Origin of the sequence: Pseudomonas sp. IT-93MI4, assembly GCF_949767635.1 — a bacterium.
GTDB lineage: Bacteria > Pseudomonadota > Gammaproteobacteria > Pseudomonadales > Pseudomonadaceae > Aquipseudomonas > Aquipseudomonas putida_A.
Window position 1 is genome coordinate 400,723 of sequence record NZ_CATKPP010000033.1, and the last position, 23,305, is coordinate 424,027.

18 protein-coding genes, 2 tRNA genes and 1 pseudogene are annotated in these 23,305 nt (G+C 60.5%); 3 read left to right on the plus strand and 18 right to left on the minus strand.

Annotated features, from left to right (window positions below):
- Positions 1-2 precede the first annotated feature (2 nt).
- Positions 3-944, minus strand: coding sequence for a 1-phosphofructokinase (gene pfkB, locus ACM6I7_RS16385; RefSeq protein ID WP_027610794.1), 942 nt, complete (start codon positions 942-944; stop codon positions 3-5).
- Positions 944-3,805, minus strand: coding sequence for a phosphoenolpyruvate--protein phosphotransferase (ptsP, locus tag ACM6I7_RS16390; RefSeq protein ID WP_096795321.1), 2,862 nt, complete (start codon positions 3,803-3,805; stop codon positions 944-946). Before ptsP ends, pfkB begins: the two co-directional genes overlap by 1 nt.
- 306 nt (positions 3,806-4,111) lie before the next feature.
- Between ptsP and cra the strand changes: the two genes are divergently transcribed.
- A complete protein-coding gene (gene cra / locus ACM6I7_RS16395; protein ID WP_027610792.1) occupies positions 4,112-5,107 on the plus strand; it encodes a catabolite repressor/activator in 996 nt (331 codons plus the stop codon).
- Positions 5,108-5,110: 3 nt separating this feature from the next.
- Positions 5,111-5,887, plus strand: coding sequence for a TatD family hydrolase (locus ACM6I7_RS16400; RefSeq protein ID WP_414888884.1), 777 nt, complete (start codon positions 5,111-5,113; stop codon positions 5,885-5,887).
- On the opposite strand, the gene ACM6I7_RS16405 is transcribed toward ACM6I7_RS16400, so the two are convergent.
- From ACM6I7_RS16405 to ACM6I7_RS16430, 6 genes and pseudogenes are all read right to left on the minus strand, one after another.
- A complete protein-coding gene (locus ACM6I7_RS16405) occupies positions 5,888-6,277 on the minus strand; it encodes a hypothetical protein (RefSeq protein ID WP_336837775.1) in 390 nt (129 codons plus the stop codon). It lies immediately after the preceding gene.
- Positions 6,278-6,520: 243 nt separating this feature from the next.
- The gene (locus ACM6I7_RS16410) at positions 6,521-7,450 is read right to left on the minus strand and encodes a methyl-accepting chemotaxis protein (RefSeq protein WP_414888909.1); all 930 of its coding nucleotides are present in this window, start codon (positions 7,448-7,450) and stop codon (positions 6,521-6,523) included.
- Positions 7,427-8,518 (minus strand): annotated as a pseudogene (locus ACM6I7_RS16415) (methyl-accepting chemotaxis protein); the annotation flags it as partial. The gene ACM6I7_RS16410 and the pseudogene ACM6I7_RS16415, both read right to left, overlap by 24 nt.
- A gap of 298 nt (positions 8,519-8,816) precedes the next feature.
- Complete coding sequence (gene ampE / locus ACM6I7_RS16420; RefSeq protein WP_183784699.1) at positions 8,817-9,656, minus strand: regulatory signaling modulator protein AmpE; 840 nt, start codon at positions 9,654-9,656, stop codon at positions 8,817-8,819.
- The gene (ampD, locus tag ACM6I7_RS16425) at positions 9,653-10,213 is read right to left on the minus strand and encodes a 1,6-anhydro-N-acetylmuramyl-L-alanine amidase AmpD (RefSeq protein WP_115988237.1); all 561 of its coding nucleotides are present in this window, start codon (positions 10,211-10,213) and stop codon (positions 9,653-9,655) included. Before ampD ends, ampE begins: the two co-directional genes overlap by 4 nt.
- Before the next feature lie 64 nt (positions 10,214-10,277).
- Positions 10,278-12,464: a DUF1631 domain-containing protein gene (locus tag ACM6I7_RS16430; protein WP_414888885.1), complete on the minus strand. Its 2,187-nt coding sequence runs from the start codon at positions 12,462-12,464 to the stop codon at positions 10,278-10,280.
- A gap of 291 nt (positions 12,465-12,755) precedes the next feature.
- On the opposite strand from ACM6I7_RS16430, the gene nadC reads away from it, so the two are divergent.
- The gene (gene nadC, locus ACM6I7_RS16435) at positions 12,756-13,604 is read left to right on the plus strand and encodes a carboxylating nicotinate-nucleotide diphosphorylase (protein ID WP_027610785.1); all 849 of its coding nucleotides are present in this window, start codon (positions 12,756-12,758) and stop codon (positions 13,602-13,604) included.
- 51 nt (positions 13,605-13,655) lie between these two features.
- Here nadC and ACM6I7_RS16440 read toward each other — a convergent pair whose 3' ends face one another.
- The 10 genes from ACM6I7_RS16440 to ACM6I7_RS16485 form a co-directional block, all read right to left on the minus strand.
- Positions 13,656-13,955, minus strand: coding sequence for a DUF6388 family protein (locus tag ACM6I7_RS16440; RefSeq protein WP_027610784.1), 300 nt, complete (start codon positions 13,953-13,955; stop codon positions 13,656-13,658).
- Between the two features lie 229 nt (positions 13,956-14,184).
- Positions 14,185-14,260: transfer RNA gene (locus tag ACM6I7_RS16445), tRNA-Thr, on the minus strand.
- Positions 14,261-14,389: 129 nt separating this feature from the next.
- The gene (pnp, locus tag ACM6I7_RS16450; RefSeq protein WP_007961443.1) at positions 14,390-16,495 is read right to left on the minus strand and encodes a polyribonucleotide nucleotidyltransferase; all 2,106 of its coding nucleotides are present in this window, start codon (positions 16,493-16,495) and stop codon (positions 14,390-14,392) included.
- A 193-nt stretch (positions 16,496-16,688) separates the two neighbouring features.
- On the minus strand, positions 16,689-16,958 hold the full coding sequence (rpsO, locus tag ACM6I7_RS16455; RefSeq protein ID WP_003221553.1) for a 30S ribosomal protein S15: 270 nt from the start codon (positions 16,956-16,958) through the stop codon (positions 16,689-16,691).
- A gap of 115 nt (positions 16,959-17,073) precedes the next feature.
- Positions 17,074-17,991, minus strand: a complete 918-nt coding sequence (gene truB, locus ACM6I7_RS16460; RefSeq protein WP_024011571.1) for a tRNA pseudouridine(55) synthase TruB — start codon at positions 17,989-17,991, stop codon at positions 17,074-17,076.
- Positions 17,992-17,995: 4 nt separating this feature from the next.
- Positions 17,996-18,394, minus strand: a complete 399-nt coding sequence (rbfA, locus tag ACM6I7_RS16465; RefSeq protein WP_047597925.1) for a 30S ribosome-binding factor RbfA — start codon at positions 18,392-18,394, stop codon at positions 17,996-17,998.
- A gap of 160 nt (positions 18,395-18,554) precedes the next feature.
- Positions 18,555-21,074, minus strand: a complete 2,520-nt coding sequence (gene infB, locus ACM6I7_RS16470; protein WP_027610783.1) for a translation initiation factor IF-2 — start codon at positions 21,072-21,074, stop codon at positions 18,555-18,557.
- Positions 21,075-21,101: 27 nt separating this feature from the next.
- Entirely contained in the window at positions 21,102-22,583 is a 1,482-nt protein-coding gene (nusA, locus tag ACM6I7_RS16475) for a transcription termination factor NusA (RefSeq protein WP_003221546.1), read from the minus strand.
- Positions 22,584-22,630: 47 nt separating this feature from the next.
- Positions 22,631-23,089 (minus strand): ribosome maturation factor RimP, encoded by a 459-nt coding sequence (gene rimP, locus ACM6I7_RS16480; protein ID WP_007915250.1) that lies wholly within the window; start codon positions 23,087-23,089, stop codon positions 22,631-22,633.
- Between the two features lie 138 nt (positions 23,090-23,227).
- A tRNA-Met gene (locus ACM6I7_RS16485) sits at positions 23,228-23,304 on the minus strand.
- Position 23,305: the final 1 nt, after the last annotated feature.

Consider the following 23,305-nt stretch of genomic DNA (forward strand, 5'->3'; position numbering starts at 1 on the left):
TCTTATTGTTCTGTCAGGGGACGCACGCGTACGCCCTGTTCGAGCTGCGCCAGTTGCGCCGCATCGTTGATGCCGAAACCGATCTGCGTCACCGCCATCGCGGCAATCGCCGTGGCCGTGCGCAGGGTCTGCTCGGGCGTATCGGCACTGAGCAGACCGTGGAGCATGCCGGCCAGCAACGAGTCACCGGCCCCTACCGTGCTGGCAACAGTCACCTTCGGCGGCGTGGCATGCAGCGCCGAGCCGACGCTGAACCAGTTCACACCGTCGGCGCCATGGGAGATCACCACGTGCTCGATACCCTTGGCGTGCAGGCACGCCGCAGCCTGAGCTTCGGCGGCGTGCGAAACCACATCGCAATCGAGCGCATCGGCGAGTTCTTCAGTATTCGGCTTGATCAGCCACGGACGCCCTTCAATGGCCGCGCGCAAAGCTTCGCCACTGCTGTCGAGGGCGACTTTCAGGCCGAGACCGTTCAGGCGTTCGATCAACTCACGCAACCACTGCGCGCTGACGCCACGCGGCAGACTGCCGGCGACCACCACCGCGTCATGCCCCGGAGCGATCTGCAGCAGACGCTCAAGCAACGCCTGCTGCGCCGTCGCGTCGACCACCGGCCCCGGGCCGTTGATGTCGGTGATGCGCCCGTCGTGCTCGGCGACCTTGATGTTGCTGCGCGTCTCCCCCGGCACGCGAATGAACGCATCGACAAAGCCGCGCTTGGCGAACAAAGTCTCGAAGGCTTGCAGATTGTCTTCGCCGAGAAAGCCGCTGACCGTCAGTTGATGCCCGAGGTCTGCGAGTACCTGGGCGACGTTCACGCCTTTGCCGGCGGCGTGGGTGTGCATCTCGTCGCTGCGGTTGACCTGACCGGCCTCCAGGCGTGGCAGCTCGACCGTGAGGTCCAGCGCCGGGTTGAGGGTCAGGGTGAGAATCTTGGCCATTACAGGGCCTCCACTAATGCACGCACTTCGTTCGCGCTGCCCACGGTGAGGGCTTGTTGAGCAAGGGTTTGCGCCTGGGTCAGGCTGAGTTCGCGGATGCGCGCCTTGACCTCGGCGATGCTGCGACCGGACACGCTCAGCTCATCGACACCGAGGCCGACCAGCACCGGCACCGCCAGCGGATCTGCCGCCAGCTCGCCGCACACGCCGACCCATTTGCCATGGGTATGTGCGGCGCGCACGGTGATGTCGATCAGTTGCAGCACCGCCGGGTGCAGGCCGTCAGCCTGGGCCGAGAGTGTCGGGTGACCACGGTCGATGGCCAGGGTGTATTGCGTCAGGTCGTTGGTACCGACGCTGAAGAAGTCGACTTCCTTGGCCAATACCGGCGCCAGCAATGCGGCGGACGGTACTTCGATCATGATCCCCAGTTGCAGATCAGCGACCGGGATTTCCAGGCGCAAGCGCTCGGTCATGTCGCGGGCCTGACGCCATTCTTCGACGCTGCCGACCATCGGGAACATGATCCGCAGCGGCCGGTTATCCGCCGAACGCAGCAAGGCGCGCAATTGCGCTTCCATGACCTGTGGACGCTGCAAGGTCAGGCGAATGCCGCGCACGCCGAGGAACGGGTTTTCCTCCTTGGCGATCGGCCAATATGGCAGCGGTTTGTCGCCGCCGACATCAAGGGTGCGCACCACCAGCGGTCGCCCGGCGAGGCCATCGAGAACGCGGCGGTATTCGGCTTCCTGAGTGGCTTCGTCCGGCGCCTGCGGGTGGGCCATGAAAATCAGTTCGGTGCGCAGCAGGCCAATACCTTCGGCGCCCTGCTCGACCGCAGCGGTAACGCCGGCGCTTTCACCGATGTTGGCGAACACTTCCACGGCGTGACCGTCAGTGGTGTGCGCCGGTTGATGGCGTTGTTCGGCGGCAGCCTTGAGACGCTGCTCGCGGGTGTCGCGTTCTTCGGCGGCACGTTGCAGGGTCGCGGCATCGGCGTCGACGTGCAGGCGACCGCGCTGGCCGTCGAGCAGCAACGGCGTGCCCGGTTCCAGCAGCAACACCGCAGCGCCAGCTCCGACCAGCGCAGGAATCCCGAGAGCACGGGCGACGATTGCACTGTGCGCGGTGGCGCCGCCGCGCGCGGTGAGAATCCCTGCAACTCGGGCCGGATCGAGCCGCGCCACGTCGGATGGGCCGACTTCGTCCATCACCAGAATGTATGGCTGCTCCGGCTCGTTCGGCGTCTGCACACCGCAAAGTTGCGCCAGCACCCGGCGCCCGATGTCACGCAGGTCCGCCGCCCGCTCGGCGAGCAACGCGTCCTGCAGCGATTCCTGTTGTTTGGCCGCTGCTTCAATCACCGCCATCCACGCCGCTTCGGCGCTTTCGCCTTGCTTGAGACGGGTGTCGACTTCGTCGGTCAGTTCCGGGTCGTCGAGCATTTCCTGGTGGGTGATAAAGATCTCGCGGATGGCTTTAGCCTTGCTGCGTTCGATCAGGCCCTGAATGTCACTGCGCACATCGCTCAACGCTTGCTTGAGGCGCTCGCGCTCGATGGCGGCAGACTCGCCGCGCAACGGGTAATCGATAGCCTGTTGCACCTGAATGTGCGCTGGGCCAATGGCGATGCCCGGTGCAGCAGGGATCGCCTGCAACTGCGCGCCGGACGCCGGGGCGATCAGCACTTCGGCGATATCAGCGATGGCTTCGCGTTGCTGACTCACGGCCGGCAACGGTTCGACTTCTTCGCCGAGGCCTTCTTCGATAGCGGCCAGCAGCGCCGGCAAGGCGTCGGCGGCGATGCTCGGTTCGGCGATCAACTCCAGCACCTGACCACGACGGGCGCCGAGACTCAGCAGCTTGCTCAAGCTTTTTACCGACACGGCGCTGTCCGCGCTGTCGACGATGCGCACGCGGATTTCACCGTCAAAACTCTTCGCCAGTTGCGCAAGAATCTTCGCCGGACGTGCATGCAAACCGTGGGCGTTGGCCAGGGCAATACGTGCGCTCGGCCAATCGGCCGGCAGTTCGCCGCCGAGCACTTCAAGGACTTTGCGGCTGCTGGTGGCGCGGCCCAATTCATGACCGCGTCCTTCGATGAGCAGCGCGCACAGACGTTCGAGCAGCGCCTGATGCGCCTCACCCAGACTGGCCAGACAAAACAGACCGCTGAGCGGCTGCCCGAGGTAGCGCATCGGTTTGTCCGGGGTGACGAACGCCAGCCCCGGGCGCTTCACGGTTTGCTCGCTGTGCAGCCACCACAGGCCATCGCCCAGCGGCAGCGCCTCGACTTGCTGCAACACGCCGGCAAACCCGTTGCTCACGCAATCGGCCTGCCGCAGCAGACGCGCGCCACGCCAGACCAGTTCTTCGAAATCGTCAGCCGACACGCCGAGGCCGATCATCTGCGCATCCAGCGCCAGTTCCTGTGGCGCGCCTTGCAGCAGTTTCAGCAGCGCTTCCGGCGAGCTGGCGCGACGCAGGGCCTGACCCAGATCGGTCTCGCCGAGGGCGCGGGTCAGCAGTTGCAGCAGACGCAGGTGTTCGTCGGATTTGGCGGCGATGCCGATCGCCAGGTAAACGATCTGGCCATCGCCCCAATCCACGCCCTCGGGAAACTGCATCAGCCGCACGCCGGTGGCGAATACCTGATCGCGGGTCTCCGGGGTGCCGTGGGGGATGGCGATACCCTGGCCGAGAAAGGTCGAGCCCTGGGCTTCCCGGGCCTGCAATCCAGCGAGGTAGCCATCGGCGACCAGGCCATCGGCCACCAGATGATGGGCAAGCAATTGCAGGGCGGCGGGTTTATCCACAGCCGATTGGCCCATGGATATCTGCTCTATAGTGAGCTCGAGCATGCGATCTCCTTTTTGGCACATGGATGCGCCAGGATATTGTTTTGAATGGTCACAGCTTAGGCGCTGGTCAACCTGCTTTTCAGCGGCAGTTTTGGCGGTTTCACGGCAGAACCGGCCAAAGGCGTCTAAAACGTAGAAAATACGCTTGCTGAAACGTTTAATCTAGATTGATCGGCACGTTACTCGATAATGTCTCATCCTTGAAGTCCAACTTGTCGGATGCGCTGCGACAATAGTCGTCTGCCCGAATCGGGTAGGATTGGCGAAAATGTGGCGGCAAGCTCGAAAAAACAAGGAAATCCCGGGTTGAAACTCAGTGATATCGCGCGGTTGGCCGGAGTGTCCGTGACCACCGCCAGCTACGTCATCAACGGCAAGGCCGAACAGCAACGCATCAGCAACGCCACGGTCGAGCGGGTGCGTGCGGTCGTCGAACAGCACGGCTTCACCCCCAACCCGCAAGCGGCCGGGTTGCGCAGTCGGCACACCCGCACGCTGGGCTTTATTCTGCCGGATCTGGAAAACCCCAGTTACGCGCGGATCGCCAAACTGCTGGAGCAAGGCGCGCGGGCGCGGGGTTATCAGTTACTGATTGCGAGCTCCGACGATGCGCCGGACAGCGAGCGCCAGTTGCTGCAACTGTTCAAGGCGCGCCGTTGCGATGCGCTGATCGTCGCCAGTTGCCTGCCGGCCGGTGACGACAGCTACCGCCAGTTGCAGGCCAAGGGCTTGCCGATCATCGCCATCGACCGGGTCATGGAACCCGAGCACTTCTGCTCGGTGATCAGTGATGACCGCGAAGCCAGCCTGCACCTGACCCAGAGCCTGCTCGATCCGCAGCCGAAACAGATCGTGCTGCTCGGCGCGCGTCCGGAGCTGAGCATCAGTCAGGAACGTGCGGCGGGCTTCAAGCAGGCGCTGGTCGAGTTCAAAGGCGAAGTGCTGATCGAGCACGCCGAGTCCTTCAGCCGCGAATGCGGCAAGCAATTGATGGAAGAACTCCTGCAACGCCTGGGGCATTTGCCGGATGCGCTGGTGACTACTTCCTACGTGCTGTTGCAGGGCGTGTTCGATGCGCTGCATGACTTCCCGCTCAAATCCCGGCCGCTGCGCCTGGGCACCTTCGGTGACACGCAGTTGCTGGACTTCCTGCCGCTGCCGGTCAACGCCATGGCCCAGCAGCACCAGTTGATCGCCGACAAGGCGCTGGAACTGGCGCTGGCCGCCGTCGAGCAATCGCAATACAAGCCTGGCGTGCAGGCCATCGCGCGGACCTTCAAGCAGCGTATTCATCGGGACTGAACCGTGGAGCTGATCGACAGCCACACCCACCTCGACTTCCCCGACTTCGACGCCGATCGCTCGGCGTTGCTCGCCGAAAGCCGCGCCCTCGGGGTGCGGCGGATGGTGGTGCTGGGGGTTTATCAGGGCAATTGGCAGCGGGTATGGGAGCTGGTGCAGAGCGATGCGGATCTGTACGCAGCATTTGGTCTGCACCCGGTGTACCTCGATCAGCATCAACCCGAAGATCTACGCGCACTCGGCGACTGGCTGACGCGGCTGCGCGGCCATCGGCAACTGTGTGCGGTGGGCGAGATCGGCCTGGATTACTTCATCGAGACCCTCGACCGCGAACGCCAGCAGGCGCTGTTCGACGCGCAGCTGCAACTGGCGGCAGACTTCGAACTGCCGGCGCTGATCCACGTGCGCCGCAGCCACGCCGCGGTGATCGCCACGCTCAAGCGCTTTAAGCTCAAGCGCGCGGGCATCATCCACGCGTTCGCCGGCAGCCGCGAAGAAGCACGCGAATACATCAAGCTCGGTTTCAAACTGGGTCTGGGCGGCGCGCCAACCTGGCCGCAGGCGTTGCGCATGCATCGGGTGCTGGCGGATCTGCCGCTGGATTCGATCGTGCTCGAGACCGACTCTCCGGACATGGCGCCGGCAATGTTTCCCGGAGTACGCAATACACCGACGCACTTGCCGGCGATCTGTGCGGCGCTCGCCGAACTGATGAAGATCAGCCCGGAACAATTGGCCGCCGCCAGCACCGCCAACAGCTGCGAAGTGTTCGGTTGGTAATCAGTCGCCGTGGACCTTGGCCGCTTCGAGAATCAAGGTCATGTGCTGACGTTGACGAACAAAGCGTGCCAGTGCGAAGTAGATAAAAATCACGATCAACGACGCATTCAACTGTTCAGTCACGCTGAGCAGCCCGATCCATTCCATGACCAACGCCACCAGCAGCGCAGTGCACACGGTTACCGACGCGCTGAAGCGCAGCAATCCCAGCGAATCGAGGGACTTGAAGCGTTTGATCTGTTTAGGGCAGCGCAGCTCCAGAGCTTCCTGGCAGTGCGCGCAAGTGAACGGTTCGTTGATTGCGATGGCGTTGAGTTGCCAGGGTTTGAGTACCTGTAGGGTTTGGCAATGAGCACAACGGCCCTGGATTCCCAGGGTTGCAACGGACATGAGCGGCCTCCTCGACGCAATCAGCAGAACTCGGATACTGGCTCATTAATGACGAAAAGCCAGCCGTCGAAAGAAAACAGGAATTGGCTTACAAGCGTAAGCATCAATGCATTACAAAATGTTCTGACATTACCGCCCTTGTAGGAGTGAGCCTGCTCGCGATAACGGTGTATCAGCCAACCATTGAGTTGACTGACACACCGTTATCGCGAGCACGCTCACTCCTACAGCATTCGCGCTCGATCAGACGCGGAACGCGCTGATCAGCTGTTTCAGTTCCACCACCTGCGCTGACAACGCTCGGCTGGCTTCCTCCGTCTGGTGCGCCCCTTGGGCCGTGCGCTCGCCAGCGCGATTGATCTCGACGATGTTCTGGTCGATGTCATGGGCCACCGCAGTCTGTTGCTCCACGGCGGCAGCGATCTGCTGGTTCTGGTCGACGATCATGCCTACCGCGCCGAGGATGTTTTCCAGCGCCTGCTGGACCTTTTCCGACTGCCCGACCGTGCCGTTGGCCATCTGATGGCTAATGCCCATGGCCTTCACCGCAGCGCCCACGCCGCCATGCAGTCTGGCGATCATCTGCTCGATTTCTTCGGTCGATTGCTGGGTGCGCTTGGCCAACGTACGCACTTCGTCCGCCACCACCGCAAATCCCCGGCCCTGCTCGCCGGCCCGGGCTGCTTCGATGGCGGCGTTGAGCGCCAGCAAGTTGGTCTGTTCGGCAATGCTCTTGATCACTTCCAGCACGCGGCTGATCGACTGGCTGTCGCTGGCCAACTGGTTGATCACCAGCACCGATTGATCGATCTCACTGGCCAGCGCAGCAATGCTGCCCTGCTGCGACTCCACCAGTGTGCGACCGCTGACGGTTTCATCGTTGACGCTGTGCGCGCTGCTCACCGCTGCCGCTGCGCTGCGTGCAACTTCCAGCGAGGTCGCCGACATCTGGTTCATCGCGGTCGCCACTTGCTCGATCTGCGTGCGCTGCCCGGCCACCGCCTGATTGCTTTGCGCGGAAACAGTTTCCACCTGCCCGGCCTGGCGCTCGACCTCAGCCACGGTCTGCCCGACTCGTTCGATCAGGTCGTGGATTTTCCTCACGGTGCCGTTGAACACCTCACCCAACTCGCCGAGTTCATCGCGACTGTTGGCCTTGAAATTGACCGTCATGTCACCGGCCGCGACCTTGTCCATCATCGCGCCCAGGCGCTTGAGCGTGGTGCGAGTCGAGGCGTAGAACCCGCCGTAGAGATAGAAAATCAGCACGAACACCACCGCCAGCGCCACCGCCTGCAACACCATGTGCGTGCGGTTTTGCGCCAGGCGCTGCTGCAGTTGGGTATCGAGGAATTTCAGGGTCGCGTCATTGAGCTGGTAGGTCTGCGCCATCAGCCCGGTGACCTGATCGTAGAACGCCTGCCACGGGGTATCGAGGGTCTCGGCCACCACGACTTTCGCCTCAAACAGTTCACTGGCCTGTTTGAGCGAAGCCTTGCTGCTGTCGGCCGGCGCGCTGAGACTGGCGCGCGCGGCCTGGCTGGAGTCGAGGGCGTCCTGCAGTTTCAACGCGTATTCAGCCTGGAGCTTTTCGATCTGCGCCAGCAACTCGTCGAAACGGCTGCTCGACGAACTGTTGAGAAAGCCCTGCCCCAACGAATACGAACCGATGGCCCGACCTTCGCCGAGAGTCTGGGTCACGGCCGGAGTGATGTTGGTGAGCAGATCGCTGAGCTGACGGATGTCGCTCTGGTTGTCGCGGCTCAGACCGGCCTGACTGGTGACGATCTGGCTGAAGATCTGCGCATTGCCGAGCAGTTTGCCGATCATCGCGCTTTTGCTTTGCAGGGAGCTTTCCGCCTGTTGAGCCTTGAACGCGCTGATCATTTCATCGCGTTTGCCGTCGAACAGTTTGATCTGTTCGGGATCGTCGGTCATCGCCTGCAGAGCTTGCAAGCGCGCCAGTACGGTTTGTTCCAGTCTGTTGATCTGCGCTTCGAGGTTGTCGGCTTTGCCGGACTGGCCGAGGGTGACGTTGATCTGCACCAGATTGTTCAGCGTTTCCAGATCCCGGCGCAGGCTCAGGCTGCTGCCCAGCAGATCGAGGCTCTGCAATTCGACCCGGGTGCCCTGGAATTCGCGATAGGAATCGCGCACCAGATAAAAATTGGTCACCAGCATCGGCACCAGGAACAGCACGCTGATCAAGCTGAACTTCATGCCGAAGCTCAGACGGTTCATCAGCGAGACGGCGGGATAGAGCAAGCTCTTCACTGGAAGTCTCCCTTGGCTTTTCTTGTTTTTATTGGCAGGCGCGGGGCGACAGCAGAAAGCCACTATCGGGCGCTGTCTCTGTATAGCTCAAATCGGGGAGAGGTTTTGTAACTTAAGGTTAACGACTACGCTGCGCCGGTCACTGACCTGTGGCGAGGGGATTTATCCCCGATGGGCTGCGCAGCAGCCCCATTAAGATATTGGGGCCGCTGCGCGCCCCATCGGGGATAAATCCCCTCACCACAATGAATTTCACGGGCGAGTATCAGTGGATCAAGACTGTCCACAAGGCAAACCCGGCATACCACAGCACCGCCGCGCGCAGCAGCAGTTCCCACAGGCAGTCGAGGGTGTTGATGCCTTCAGGGCCGACTACCGGCGGCGGGATCTCACCCGCTACCAGCCCGACCTTGTTGATCAGCTGCGCGGCGCTGATGTTCCAGTTCAGCAGCTCATGCAACATCACCCGGCTGACCGCGACGAAATTGCCGACCAGAGCCAGACTGGCGGCGAGCAAGCGCACTGGCAACCAGTCAAAGGCGTGACGTAACTGTCCGGCACGTTCGGCGAGCGCCGGGTTCTGGCTGTGTTCTTCCGCCAATGCGAGCAAGCGATAAGCCAGCGCCGCGACCGGACCGAGCACGAAGTACCAGAAGATCACCGCGAAGAAACTTTGATAGGCCTGCCACAACAGGTGCCCTTGGACCCGATCCAGCAATTGCTCACCACTGTCGGCGCAAATATCCAGATCACGCTTGGCCACATGCGCGGCGGCTTGGAGGTCTTCACGGCGCCAGGCGTCACGAAACGGCCCGAGGCCGCCGAGCAGATCACCGCGCCCCAGCGCATAAATCACCACCAGCAAATGCACCGGCAGCGCCAGCAAGCCGTAAGCGACGGGTTCCAGTACCACCAGCAACAAGGCAAGCAGCGCCACCGGCAGCAACACCAGAATCGTCAGCACCAGCCATGGTCGCTGGGCCAGGCGCGCGCTGGTTTCGAGTTTGTGCAGTTCGCGGATCCATCCGCCATCGCGTTGAACCCGATGGCGCAGGGCCGAGAATTTCTCGATCCAGACCGCCAGCAGTAACACCAGAAAACTCATTGTCCTTCCTCTTGTGCCAGGGCTGCGCGGTAACGCGCCCAGTCGAATGCCGGGCCAGGATCGGTCTTGCGCCCGGGTGCGATGTCGCTGTGCCCGCAGATACGGGCGCCGGTGATAGCCGGAAATGCTGTTTGCAGCTGACGCGTCAACGTGATCAGCGCCTGATACTGCGCATCGGTAAAGGGCAGATCATCAGTGCCTTCGAGCTCGATGCCCACGGAAAAATCGTTACAGGTTTCCCGACCTTCGAACATCGACACGCCAGCATGCCACGCCCGCTCAAGACAGGAGACAAACTGGGTGACGGTGCCGTCACGTTCGATCAGAAAATGCGCCGAGACGCGCAGGTCGGCAATCCCTGCAAAATAGGGATGCTCGGTGACATCCAGACGATTCTGGAAAAATTCCTGCACCTTGCCGGTGGCGAACTGCGCCGGCGGCAGGCTGATGTTGTGGATCACCAACAGGGAGATTTCGCCCGCAGGGCGTTCATTGAAGTTGGGCGATGGGCAGATCTGTACCCCGTGACACCACCCGCTAGCGGGATCCAACTGCATACCGATTCCTTCAACGCCGACTGTGTTGGCGCCCAGTATGCCGTGATCGGCCCCCGGCGCGCGATCACTTGCCGCGATTGAGTCGCCGCAGATTGCCGAGCACCGATTCCAGCGCCCGATCAAACAGCAAGGTGTCATCCAGCGCCCGCACCGCGCCACGGCGGAACTCAAGGGCCAGCTCGACGCGGCTGCGCTCCAGCACCTTCATCCCGGTGCGGTCGACGAACACGTATTTGCCGGTGGCTTCGATGATCGCTGCGAGCTTGCAGCGCAGGCTGTGCTCGTCATCTTCCTGGAACGCCACCCAACTGCCCAGGCGCAGTTGCACCAACTGACGCAGCCCCGGGTCGTCATGCGCCAGGCCGCTGGCATTCACGCCGATCGCGCCCTCGTCGGCGCTACGCAGGGTGATGTGCTGCGACACCTCCACCAACGCCGGCGCATCGGCCGGCGGCTGCTCGGTGAGCGGTTCAAGCACCCGCACATGCAGCGCTTCCAGCTCGCTGAAAAATTCGCTGGTGGCGAACGGATCAAACGCCGAACTGCTCAGGCCATCACGCAATGATTTGAGCAACCCTGGCACCAGCGCCAGCAACTGCAGACCGGCGTCCGCTTCGTCGTGACGCTGCACGCTCCAGATCAATTGCTCCATGGTCTGCACATCGGCCTGCCATTCAGCGCAGTGGTCGCCATGTTTGAGGCAGGTCAGCAGCAGCACTTTGCTCCACGCATCACGCACAAAGGTCACCACCGACGGCGGCAGGACTTTACCCAGCAACGCCTGGTTCAGCACATGCTCGACTCGCTGCCGAGCCAGTTCGGTTTTCGCCCGCCCTTCCTCGGCATCGCGCAAACGCTGTTCGAGCAATTCGCTGCGCCGCCGCTCATCACTGGTGAAGGCCAGGAAATCGGCGAGCAACTCGGAGAAAATCGCCGGGTCGTCGACGAAGTCACTCAACAGGCGCTGCACCACTTGTTCGATGCGCAGATACAGGCTGTCACGCGCCTCGCCATTGCAATCGCCCCAGCCCATGGCGGCATCGGCGATTTCATTGAGCAGGCGCCGCGCCGGGTGGCTGCTGCGGCTGAAGAAGCTCTTGTCGAGTACTGCCACCTTGAGCATCGGAATCTGCAAACGCGCGATCAACGCCTTGAGCGAATCCGGGAGGTTACGGTCTTCGAGGATGCAATCGAAGACCATGGCGATCAGGTTGATCACGTCTTCATCCGCGCCGTCGACAATGCGTGATTTGCCGCTCCTCACGCTGACCCGCGTCAGCAGCTGCTCAAGCTGATTGCGCAGATCGAAATCGTCCTGCGCCGCCAGTGCCGGGACGTATTGCTGCAAGTGTGAAAGCAGGCGCAGTAGATCGCGGGTGCTGATCGGTTGCGCCGCCGCACTCGGCTCCAGGGTCGGCGCGACACTGCCGCGCACGTGCAGCAGCAGTTCCTGCAACGCGGCGAAGACTTCCTGCACGCCTTCGTCGGCGGGCGCGGGTTCGTCACTCTCTTCGCTGCTGATGCTTGCTGCCGCACGCTCGATTGCGCGGCGTGCGGGGGTCGGTTTCAACTCAGGCAACACGCCGGTGGCGACCAGCAATTGATTGGCTTCGGCATACAACTGCTCGGTATCGGCCAGCACGTAGCGTTCGAACAGTTTGAGCAGGATCAGCTTGACCTTGATCTCCACGCCCAGGTTACGTCCGGCCTGCAGAAAGAACTCGCAGAGCATCGCCGGGCCGAGCGGGTTGTGTTGGTTATCGAAATCCTTGCCCAGCAACGCGTTGAGCCGCGCGGTCAGTTGATCGAGGGCAAAACCGTCGCGCTTGAGCACACGACCGACCATGGTCTCGACCGCCACGCTGCGTTCCATGTCATCGGTACGCGGTGCCGAATCCTCGAATATCAGCGTGCCGGGCAACGCGGGTTGCACGACTTCGTATTGAATCAGCGCGACAAAGGCTTCGAAGAATTGCTCGAGAAAACCCCGTTCGATGTTTTTGCGCTTGAGGCGCAGGTCGCGCATGGCTTCGAAAAAGATGTTCTGTTCGACGTCATTACGCGCCCGGTCAGCCATTTCGAACAGGGTGTCGTCTGCGTTATCGAACAATTCCTGCAAGCCGTGGCGCAGTTGCTGGGCGGCCTTGTCGCGGACCTGAAGCAGAATCACAGGCAGGCGGGCGAGCGGCGAATGATTCGCCTGATCGGTAGCGGCCTTGTGCAAAGGCACTACATTCCCGTCGTTGTGCATCCAAGCCTCCTGAAACGGTGATTTCACTGGTCAGTTACAACACAGGTCCCTGTGGGAGCGGGAGACGTCAAAGCTATGACGTCAAATGCAAGGCGGATTATCTTGCAAAACTTGTCCCCGGCGCTATAGCCGTCAGGGTTTCCCCTATGCCGTCGCACCTTGCAGTGACCACGAAAAACCGCGCTTTGCTCACAGGAAATCGACCAGCTGCAGTCAGGCACGCGCGTTCTCGCCTTGGGTTGGCTCTCGCCATGCCCCTATAATCGGCGCACTTAGTTTGTGGAGCCCGTTATGCCGAATCTACGTCTCGCCGATCTGACCGCCGAAATCGAAGCCAACGTGCGCCGTGCGTTGCTCGAAGATGTCGGCAGCGGCGACATCACCGCACAACTGATCCCGGCCGAACGTCTGGCCAAAGCCACCATCATCACTCGCGACGAGGCGGTTATCTGCGGCACGGCGTGGGTCGACACGGTGTTTCGCCAGCTCGATCCGCGCGTCGCGGTGCACTGGCAGGTACGGGACGGCGAACGGGTCAAACCCAACCAGCCGTTGTTTCATCTGGAGGGCCCGGCCCGTTCGTTGCTGACTGGCGAACGCAGCGCGCTGAACTTCCTGCAACTGCTGTCCGGCGTGGCCACGCGTGCGCAATACCTGGCGGACTTCGTGGCGCAAACCCAGGTCAAGCTGCTGGATACCCGCAAGACCTTGCCGGGCCTGCGTCTGGCGCAGAAATACGCGGTGACCTGCGGTGGTTGCCACAACCACCGCATCGGCCTTTACGACGCGTTCCTGATCAAGGAAAACCACATCGCCGCCAGCGGTGGCATCGCGCAGGCCATCGCCGCCGCGCACAAGATCGCGCCGGGCAAACCGGTGGAAGTCGAAGTGGAAAGTCTGGAAGAGCTGAAGGAAGCGCTGACTGCCGGCGCCGACATCATCATGCTCGACGAACTGAGCCTGGATGACATGCGCGAAGCCGTGCGCCTGAACGGCGGCAAGGCCAAACTCGAGGCCAGCGGCGGTATCAATGAAAGCACACTGCTGCCGATCGCTGAGACCGGGGTGGACTACATCTCGATCGGTGCGATGACCAAGGATGTGAAGGCGGTGGACCTGTCGATGCGTCTGAGCCTCTGAGGCTGTCACGCAATAAAAAACGCCAGCCCGGTTGAGGCTGGCGTTTTTGTTTCAGACCACCAGATTGTTCATCTCGCAGTACTCGTCCCACTCGACGCCCAACACCTCGGCCGCCTCCTTGTGCAGCTCCAGGCGCTTGGCCTCAAACTCTTCAGGGGTGCTGGTGTACTTGAGCGTCAGCTCCCACGGCTGCAAGCCCTGGGCTTCGGCTTCGTCCTCGAATGCCCACTGGATCTGGTCTTTCTGATCATCAGGACTCAGGTCCTTGATCTCTTCTTTCAGGTCCGGGACGTCCTGAATGTATTTTTCCAGCGCTAGTGCGTGACGTTGCTCTTGAGTTAATTCGGTCATGGCGTTCTCGCTGATCGTAAGAATGGAGGATGGATCTGGATCATCAAGGATCTCTCTGACGCGGATTGTCCGGCCTTCGGAACCATTCGGGATCATCTGAAAACTGCTAAGCGATGCTCATGCAGGCACCGAATATAGGACGTTTGCATGACGAATTACACGGCTCTTTACATCTCTCGCACAAAAACTTTGACCTGGGAGACATAAATCGCGGGATTGCGCGAGGGGATGGTGCCCGAGACAGGAATCGAACCTGCGACCTTCGCGTTACGAGTGCGCTGCTCTACCGGCTGAGCTACACGGGCGGTGGGCTAAACCTAGCACCGGTCTTGAAGTCCGGCAACTTCAAAGCCTGTCCCGGTATTTCGCAGACAAAAAAATGCCCCGCCGTTTTCACGGCGGGGCATTTTCATTGCGCTAAAGCTGTGGGCTGATTAAACGCCCGAAGCCTTGGCCGCTGCCACGTCTTTGATGGACAGCTTGATACGGCCGCGGTTGTCCACGTCCAGTACCAGCACTTCCACTTCCTGGCCTTCTTTCAGGATGTCGGTGACTTTCTCTACGCGAGCGTCGCTCAGCATCGAGATGTGTACCAGACCGTCCTTGCCCGGCAGGATGTTGACGAATGCGCCGAAGTCGACGATGCGCTCAACCTTGCCAACGTAGATCTTGCCGATCTCGGCTTCTGCAGTGATGCTCAGAACGCGCTGACGAGCAGCTTCTGCGGCATCCTTGGTTTCGCCAAAGATCTTGATCGAGCCGTCGTCTTCGATGTCGATCGAAGCCTTGGTTTCTTCGCAGATCGCACGGATGGTCGCGCCACCTTTACCGATAACGTCACGGATCTTGTCGGTGTCGATCTTCATCGCGATCATGGTCGGAGCGTTGGCCGACAGTTCGGTACGCGACTGGCCGATGATCTGGTTCATCTGGCCGAGGATGTTCAGGCGCGCTTCCAGGGCTTGGCCCAGAGCGATTTCCATGATCTCTTCGGTGATGCCCTTGATCTTGATGTCCATCTGCAGCGCAGTAACGCCTTTGGCGGTACCGGCTACTTTGAAGTCCATGTCGCCCAGGTGGTCTTCGTCACCCAGGATGTCGGTCAGGACGGCGAACTTCTCGCCTTCTTTAACCAGACCCATGGCGATACCGGCAACCGGAGCCTTCATTGGCACACCAGCGTCCATCAGGGCCAGGGAAGCGCCGCAAACGGAAGCCATCGAGCTCGAACCGTTGGATTCGGTGATTTCCGAAACCACACGGATGGTGTACGGGAACACGTCAGCGGCTGGCAGCATGGCCGAAACCGAACGACGGGCCAGACGACCGTGACCGATTTCACGACGACCAGCGCCACCCATGCGACCACACTCGCCCACCGAGAACGGAGGGAAGTTGTAGTGCAGCATGAACGGGTCTTTTTTCTCGCCTTCCAGGGTGTCCAGCAGCTGTGCATCACGGGCGGTACCCAGCGTCGCGACTACCAGAGCCTGGGTTTCGCCACGGGTGAACAGCGCCGAACCGTGAGTCTTCGGCAGAACGCCGACTTCGATGTTCAGCGGACGTACGGTGCGGGTGTCGCGGCCGTCGATACGTGGCTTGCCGTTAACGATGTTTTCGCGAACGGTGCGGTATTCGATTTCGCCGAAAGCGGCTTTGACGTCAGCAGCAGAAGGCTGGCCTTCTTCGCCGGACAGCTTGGCAACGACCTGGTCTTTCAGCTCGCCCAGACGTGCGTAGCGGTCAGCCTTGACGGTGATGGTGTAAGCCTGGGAGATCGCTTCGCCGAACTCGGCACGGATCGCGCCCAGCAGTTCGGTGGCTTCTGGAGCAGGAGCCCAGGTCCAGGTTGGCTTGGCAGCTTCAGCGGCCAGTTCTTTGACGGCGTTGATCACCACCTGGAACTCGTCGTGAGCAAACAGTACCGCGCCCAGCATCTGGTCTTCGGTCAGCTCTTTGGCTTCCGATTCAACCATCAGTACGGCGTCGGAGGTGCCGGCAACGACCATGTCCAGGCTCGAAGCAGCTTGCTGCTCGTAGGTCGGGTTCAGCAGGTAGCCGGTGCTTTCGTGGAAAGCGACGCGAGCGGCGCCGATCGGGCCGTCGAACGGAATGCCCGAGATGGCCAGGGCAGCCGAGGTACCGATCATCGCAGCGATGTCCGGATCGGTCTTCTTGCTGGTGGAAACGACGGTGCAGACAACCTGCACTTCGTTCATGAAGCCTTCCGGGAACAGCGGACGGATCGGACGGTCGATCAGTCGGGAAGTCAGGGTTTCTTTCTCGGAAGGACGGCCTTCACGCTTGAAGAAACCGCCAGGGATCTTACCGGCAGCGTAAGTCTTTTCCTGGTAGTGAACGGACAGAGGGAAGAAGCCCTTGCCTGGATCGGCTTGCTTGGCACCGACTACGGTCACCAATACGCTGACGTCGTCGTCAACGGTGACCAATACTGCGCCGGAGGCCTGACGGGCGATACGGCCAGTCTCGAGGGTAACGGTCGACTGACCGAACTGGAATTTTTTGATTACCGGGTTCACGGTGTCCTACCTTCTTTGTGGCTCTTGGGGGAACTGGTTTCTTGCGAAATTCTTGGGCAATGTCGGGAATCGGCCCGCTGACTGTCCGGGTAAAACGGTAGTGCAGATAAAACTTGAGGCTGGGAGCCTGCCAGCCACCAACGGAAAACCGCTGATGCCTGACAGACAACCAACCTCATAGCGCAATCGCTGATTAGCGACGCAGACCCAGGCGGCCGATCAGAGCGCTGTAACGGCTCAGATCTTTGCCTTTCAGGTAATCCAGCAGCTTGCGACGCTGGTTTACCATGCGGATCAGACCACGACGGGAGTGGTGGTCTTTACCGTTGGCCTTGAAGTGACCTTGCAGTTTGTTGATGTTGGCGGTCAGCAGTGCAACTTGCACTTCTGGCGAACCAGTATCACCAACAGCTTGCTGGTAGTCGGCAACGATTTGAGCTTTTTCTTGAACGTCGAGAGCCATGAGGCAATCCTTTTATCAGGAAACTGTTTCAAAAACAGTTTCAACAGGCCAGGGACAAATCCCTGTATCTATAAATGAGTAGTGACCGTGCCTGTTAACAGCCACACTCGTTCGGTCATTCTGACCGAATCAGTCGACGCGGCGCGATGCGCCCGTCTTCGCTCACTTCACCGATACCGATGAAGCGACCATTGTGATCCTGTACCCGTACCATGCCGAACTTCGGAGCATCCGGGGCACGTACCGGCTGGCCGTTGAGCCAGTAGAACGCACTCGCTTCGGAGAAGTGCAGCAGCGGCCAATCCTGCAGGCCGCTGTCCGATGGCATCAGGAAGCGGTCGACCGCTTCGTTGCCGCCTTCGGCATGTACCGCTTCCAGCTCTTCGAGGGTCACGGTCTGCGCCAGGGTGAAAGGCCCGGCCTGGGTACGACGCAGTTCCGCGACGTACGCACCACAACCGAGTTGCTCACCGATATCCTCCACCAGGGTGCGGATATAGGTGCCCTTGCTGCAATCCACCGCAAGACGCGCAGTATCGCCTTCGAAGGCCAGCAATTCCAAGCGCGCAATAGTAACAGAACGCGGTTCGCGCTCCACTACTTCGCCTGCACGGGCCAGCTTGTACAGCGGCTGACCGTCACGCTTGAGTGCCGAGTACATCGGCGGTATCTGACTGATTTGCCCACGAAATTTCGGCAGAACCGCTTCGACATCGGCGCGACCAACGGTCACCGGGCGCTCCTGCAAAACCTCACCCTCGGCGTCCGCCGTGGTAGTGGTCTTGCCCAGTTGCGCCAGGGTTTCGTAACCCTTGTCGGAATCGAGCAGGTATTGCGAGAACTTCGTTGCCTCACCAAAGCACAGCGGCAAGACACCGGTGGCCAGCGGGTCGAGACTGCCGGTGTGACCGGCCTTCTCGGCGTTGAGCAACCAGCGAACCTTCTGCAACGCGGCGTTGGAGGTGAACCCCAGAGGCTTGTCGAGCAGGATGATACCGCTGACGTTACGACGGATACGTTTGACCTGAGCCACCGAATTACTCCTTGGTGTCTTCAGGTGCAGCGACCACGTGCTGATTGTCCTCAGCCACGGCGCGCTCGATCAGGGCCGACAGATGCGCGCCACGCACGACGCTTTCGTCGTAGTGGAAGTGCAATTGCGGCACGCTGCGCAGCTTCATTTCACGGGCCAGCTGCATGCGCAGGAAACCTGCGGCAGCGTTGAGCACCTTGATGCTTTGCGCGATGTCTTCAGCGTTGTCCTGCCCCATCACGGTGATGAAGATCTTCGCGTGACCGACGTCACGGCTGACTTCCACAGCGGTAATGGTGACCAGGCCGACGCGCGGATCTTTGACTTCACGACGGATCAGCTGGGCCAGCTCACGCTGCATCTGATCGCCGATACGTTGGGTACGGCTGTATTCTTTTGCCATGATTTTGTTACCTGTTACTGCCCCACGGTGAAACCCGCAAGGTCTGAAAGCGGCAAACGCCCGGCCTGACAAAAGCCAGACCGGGCGTTGCGTTTAGAGTCCTGACGCCGTGGCGCGCATCTGCATGCGGCGGCTCGGCGTGGCCCTTGAAGTGCGCGAGTCAGAGGCTGCGAGCAACCTGAACCTTCTCGAAGACTTCGATCTTGTCACCGACTTTGACGTCGTTGTAGCTCTTCACGCCGATACCGCATTCCATGCCGGCACGTACTTCGGAAGCGTCATCCTTGAAGCGGCGCAGGGATTCCAGCTCGCCTTCGAAGATAACGATGTCTTCACGCAGTACACGGATCGGACGGTTACGGTGCACAACACCTTCGATCACCATGCAACCGGCGATCGCGCCAAACTTCGGCGAACGGAACACATCACGCACTTCGGCCACACCCAGGATGTTCTCGCGAACATCGCTGCCGAGCATGCCGGTCAGGGCTTTCTTGACGTCTTCGATGATGTCGTAGATCACGTTGTAGTAACGCATGTCCAGACCTTCCTGCTCGACGATCTTCCGTGCGCCAGCATCGGCACGCACGTTGAAGCCGAACAGTACAGCGTTGGAAGCCAGTGCCAGGTTGGCGTCGGATTCGGTGATACCACCGACACCGCCACCGACTACGCGCACTTGCACTTCGTCGTTGCCCAGGCCGTTCAGAGCGCCCTGCAAAGCTTCCAGCGAACCACGGACGTCGGATTTGAGGACGATGTTGAGCGTCTTCTTCTCTTCCTGGCCCATGTTTTCGAAGATGTTTTCCAGCTTGCCGGCGTGAGCGCGAGCCAGTTTGACTTCGCGGAACTTGCCTTGACGGAACAGAGCCACTTCACGGGCTTTCTTCTCGTCGGCAACCACGCTCATCTCGTCGCCAGCGTCCGGCGTACCGTCAAGACCCAGGATCTCGACCGGAATGGCCGGACCTGCTTCCTTGATCGGCTTGCCGTTCTCGTCGAGCATGGCGCGCACGCGGCCATAGTTCGAGCCGACCAGCACCATGTCGCCTTGACGCAGCGTACCGTCCTGAACCAGAACAGTGGCTACCGGGCCACGGCCCTTGTCCAGACGCGATTCGACGACTACACCACGGCCAGGAGCCGATGGAGTGGCGGTCAGTTCGAGTACTTCGGCCTGCAGCAGAACCGCTTCGAGCAGCTCGTCAACGCCGGTACCCATTTTCGCCGAGACCGGTACGAATGGAGTGTCGCCGCCCCAGTCTTCGGAGGTCACGCCGTGAACCGACAGTTCGCTGCGGATGCGATCGAGGTCGGCACCCGGCTTATCGATCTTGTTCACCGCAACCACCAGAGGAACGCCAGCCGCCTGAGCGTGCTGAACAGCCTCGATGGTTTGCGGCATCACGCCGTCGTCCGCCGCAACCACCAGGATCACGATGTCGGTCGCCTTGGCACCACGGGCACGCATTGCGGTAAACGCAGCGTGACCAGGGGTATCGAGGAACGTCACCATGCCGCGGTCGGTTTCAACGTGGTACGCACCGATGTGCTGGGTAATGCCGCCGGCTTCGCCCGCTGCTACCTTGGCACGACGGATGTAGTCGAGCAGGGAAGTCTTACCGTGGTCAACGTGGCCCATTACGGTCACGACTGGCGCACGGGAAACTGCCTCACCTTCAAACTTCAGGGACTCGGCCAGGGAATCTTCCAGGGCGGTGTCGCTGACCAGGGTCACTTTGTGGCCCAGCTCTTCAGCTACCAGTTGAGCAGTTTCCTGATCGAGTACCTGGTTGATGGTCGCTGGAGTGCCCAGTTTGAACATGAACTTGATGATTTCAGCAGCCTTGACCGACATCTGCTGAGCGAGATCGCCAACAGTGATGGTCTCGCCGATCTTCACTTCACGCACGACAGGACCGGTAGGGTTCTGGAAACCGTGAGCGTTGCGTTTTTTCAGCTTGGCCTTGCCGCGACCACCACGACGGAAGCCATCGCTTTCTTCGTCGGTAGTGCGTGGCGCCACACGTGGAGCCGGCGCTTTTTCTTTGACCGATGCGCGATGCGGAGCGTTTTTGCGCTCGCCATCGCCACCACCGCCGCGACGATTGTTATCGTCGGCACGTGGCTTGTCCGGACGGCGCTGTTCGTCACGCTTGCGAGTGTCGGCAGCCGGCGCAGCAGCAACCGGCGCGGCGTCGCGCACTGGTTCAGCGACTGGCGCAGGTGCTGCAACAGCTTCGGCAGGAGCGGACGGCGCAGCAGCAGGCTGGCGACGCGCTTCTTCTTCAGCGCGCTGCTTGGCTTCTTCTTCAGCCTTCTGACGAGCAGCATTTTCTACTGCGCGACGCTCTTCCAGTTCACGCTTGCGCTCGGCTTCGATTTCTTCCGGGCTACGCTGTACGAAAACTTTCTTCTTGCGAACTTCAACGCTGATGCTCTTGCTACCAGCCACACGCAGGGTGCTGGTGGTTTTACGCTGCAGCGTGATCTTGCGTGGTTCTTCCACTTTCGCCTTGTGGCTGCTCTTCAAGTGAGTCAGCAGGGATTGCTTCTCACTGTCAGTCACATTTTCTTCGGCGGCGGTGTGCGGCAGACCTGCCTCACGCATCTGCTGCAACAGGCGCTCTACCGGTGTTTTGACCTCATCGGCCAGTTGTTTCACCGTGACTTGCGTCATGCACTTCTCTCCTCAGGCCGCGCCTAATTACTCGAACCAGTGGGCTCGGGCGGCCATGATCAACTTGCCGGCACGATCATCGTCAATGCCGTCGATGTCGAGCAGGTCGTCAATAGACTGCTCGGCCAGGTCTTCGCGGGTAATTACGCCGCGCACCGCCAGTTCCATCGCCAAATCCTTGTCCATACCCTCAAGCGAGAGCAGGTCTTCGGCCGGATGGGCGTCTGCCAGCTTTTCCTCAGTAGCGATGGCTTTGGTCAACAAACGATCCTTGGCACGAGCGCGAAGCTCGTTGACGATATCTTCGTCAAAGCCGTCGATGTTGAGCATTTCTTCCAACGGTACGTAGGCAATCTCTTCCAGGCTGGTGAAGCCTTCATCTACCAGCACCTGAGCCAGTTCTTCGTCGACTTCCAGCTCGTCGATGAAGTTGCGCAGGATGTCGCCGGTTTCTGCTTGCTGTTTAGCCTGGATGTCCGATTCGGTCATCACGTTCAGGGTCCAGCCAGTCAACTGGCTCGCCAGACGCACGTTCTGACCACCTCGACCGATGGCCTGAGCCAGATTGTCTGCGCCAACGGCGATGTCCATTGCATGGGCATCTTCGTCAACGATAATGGCCGCCACTTCTGCCGGCGACATGGCATTGATCACGAACTGCGCCGGGTTATCGTCCCACAGGACGATATCGACACGCTCGCCACCCAACTCGCCCGACACGGCCTGGACGCGCGAACCGCGCATACCGATGCACGCGCCCTGCGGGTCGATGCGTTTGTCCTTGGAACGGACAGCGATCTTGGCACGCGAACCCGGATCACGGGACGCCGCCATGACTTCGATCAGGCCTTCAGCGATTTCCGGCACTTCGATACGGAACAGCTCGATCAGCATTTCCGGCGCGGTACGCGACAGGATCAGCTGCGGGCCGCGGTTCTCGGTGCGGATTTCCTTAAGCAGTGCACGCAGACGCACACCGACACGGAAGGTTTCGCGAGAAATGATGTCTTCACGGGCCAGCAACGCTTCGGCGTTGTTACCCAGATCGACGATCACATTGTCGCGGGTGACTTTCTTCACGGTGCCGGAGATGATTTCTCCCAGGCGCTCGCGATAGGCGTCGACCACTTGAGCGCGCTCGGCTTCACGCACTTTCTGCACGATGACCTGTTTGGCGGTCTGTGCTGCAATGCGGCCGAACTCGATGGATTCGATCTTTTCTTCGACGACGTCGCCGACCTTGGCGCCCGGATGCGTTTCGGCAACCTTGCTTGGCCAGGTTTCGATCGCAGGATCGTCGAGATCATTCTCTTCGACGACTGTCCAGCGACGGAAAGTCTCGTAGGAACCGGTGTGGCGATTAATTTCCACACGCAGGTCAACTTCGTCTTCAAAACGCTTTTTGGTAGCAGTGGCCAGAGCCAGCTCCAGCGCTTCAAAAATCACGCTTGCCGGTACGCCCTTTTCATTGGATACCGACTCAACAACCAGCAGTACTTCTTTGCTCATCGTACGCCTCGCCTTTCGCAAGCCATTGGATCCGCGGGATCCGCGTCTCAGTCAAAACTGGGAATAATGTTGGCCTTGTCGATCATATCGATCGGCAACAGGAATTCATGGTCATCTACCTGCACCACGACATCCTGTTCTTCTACACCGCGCAGAAGGCCCTGAAAGTTGCGTCGACCTTCAAAAGGCGAGCGCAGCTTGATCTTCACTTGTTCACCGGCAAATTTTGCAAACTGCTCAAGAGTGAACAGTGGGCGTTCCATGCCAGGCGAGGAAACTTCGAGGGTGTATTCAACGGAGATCGGATCTTCAACATCCAGGACACCGCTGATCTGACGGCTGACAATGGCGCAATCGTCCACCAGCACGCCACCCTCTTTATCGATATAAACGCGCAACATCGAGTGACGACCTTGAGCCGAAAACTCGATACCCCAGCATTCATAGCCTAGGGCCACGACCACCGGGGCCAACAAGGCCTGCAACTCTTCTAGCTTGCTCGACACCTGAACCCCCTCGTGCATGTAAATGCATGCGCTGCAAAATAAAAAAATGGGCGAAACGCCCATCCTTGAAACGCCGTCGAACATCGGCGTAGAAAGTGTCCAGCTAACAAAAAGCCCCTGAAAAGGGGCTCCTTAAACTGGTTGCGGGGGCCGGATTTGAACCGACGACCTTCGGGTTATGAGCCCGACGAGCTACCAGACTGCTCCACCCCGCGA

What these genes read in the sequence shown, in the direction of transcription:
- infB (WP_027610783.1), bottom strand. Translation starts at nt 21,074, where the DNA reads ATGACGCAAGTCACGGTGAAACAACTGGCCGATGAGGTCAAAACACCG.
- ptsP (WP_096795321.1), bottom strand. Translation starts at nt 3,805, where the DNA reads ATGCTCGAGCTCACTATAGAGCAGATATCCATGGGCCAATCGGCTGTG.
- nadC (WP_027610785.1), top strand. Translation starts at nt 12,756, where the DNA reads ATGCCGAATCTACGTCTCGCCGATCTGACCGCCGAAATCGAAGCCAAC.
- nusA (WP_003221546.1), bottom strand. Translation starts at nt 22,583, where the DNA reads ATGAGCAAAGAAGTACTGCTGGTTGTTGAGTCGGTATCCAATGAAAAG.
- rpsO (WP_003221553.1), bottom strand. Translation starts at nt 16,958, where the DNA reads ATGGCTCTCGACGTTCAAGAAAAAGCTCAAATCGTTGCCGACTACCAG.
- pfkB (WP_027610794.1), bottom strand. Translation starts at nt 944, where the DNA reads ATGGCCAAGATTCTCACCCTGACCCTCAACCCGGCGCTGGACCTCACG.
- ACM6I7_RS16405 (WP_336837775.1), bottom strand. Translation starts at nt 6,277, where the DNA reads ATGTCCGTTGCAACCCTGGGAATCCAGGGCCGTTGTGCTCATTGCCAA.
- ACM6I7_RS16410 (WP_414888909.1), bottom strand. Translation starts at nt 7,450, where the DNA reads ATGACGGTCAATTTCAAGGCCAACAGTCGCGATGAACTCGGCGAGTTG.
- ACM6I7_RS16440 (WP_027610784.1), bottom strand. Translation starts at nt 13,955, where the DNA reads ATGACCGAATTAACTCAAGAGCAACGTCACGCACTAGCGCTGGAAAAA.
- rbfA (WP_047597925.1), bottom strand. Translation starts at nt 18,394, where the DNA reads ATGGCAAAAGAATACAGCCGTACCCAACGTATCGGCGATCAGATGCAG.
- ampE (WP_183784699.1), bottom strand. Translation starts at nt 9,656, where the DNA reads ATGAGTTTTCTGGTGTTACTGCTGGCGGTCTGGATCGAGAAATTCTCG.
- ACM6I7_RS16430 (WP_414888885.1), bottom strand. Translation starts at nt 12,464, where the DNA reads ATGCACAACGACGGGAATGTAGTGCCTTTGCACAAGGCCGCTACCGAT.
- ampD (WP_115988237.1), bottom strand. Translation starts at nt 10,213, where the DNA reads ATGCAGTTGGATCCCGCTAGCGGGTGGTGTCACGGGGTACAGATCTGC.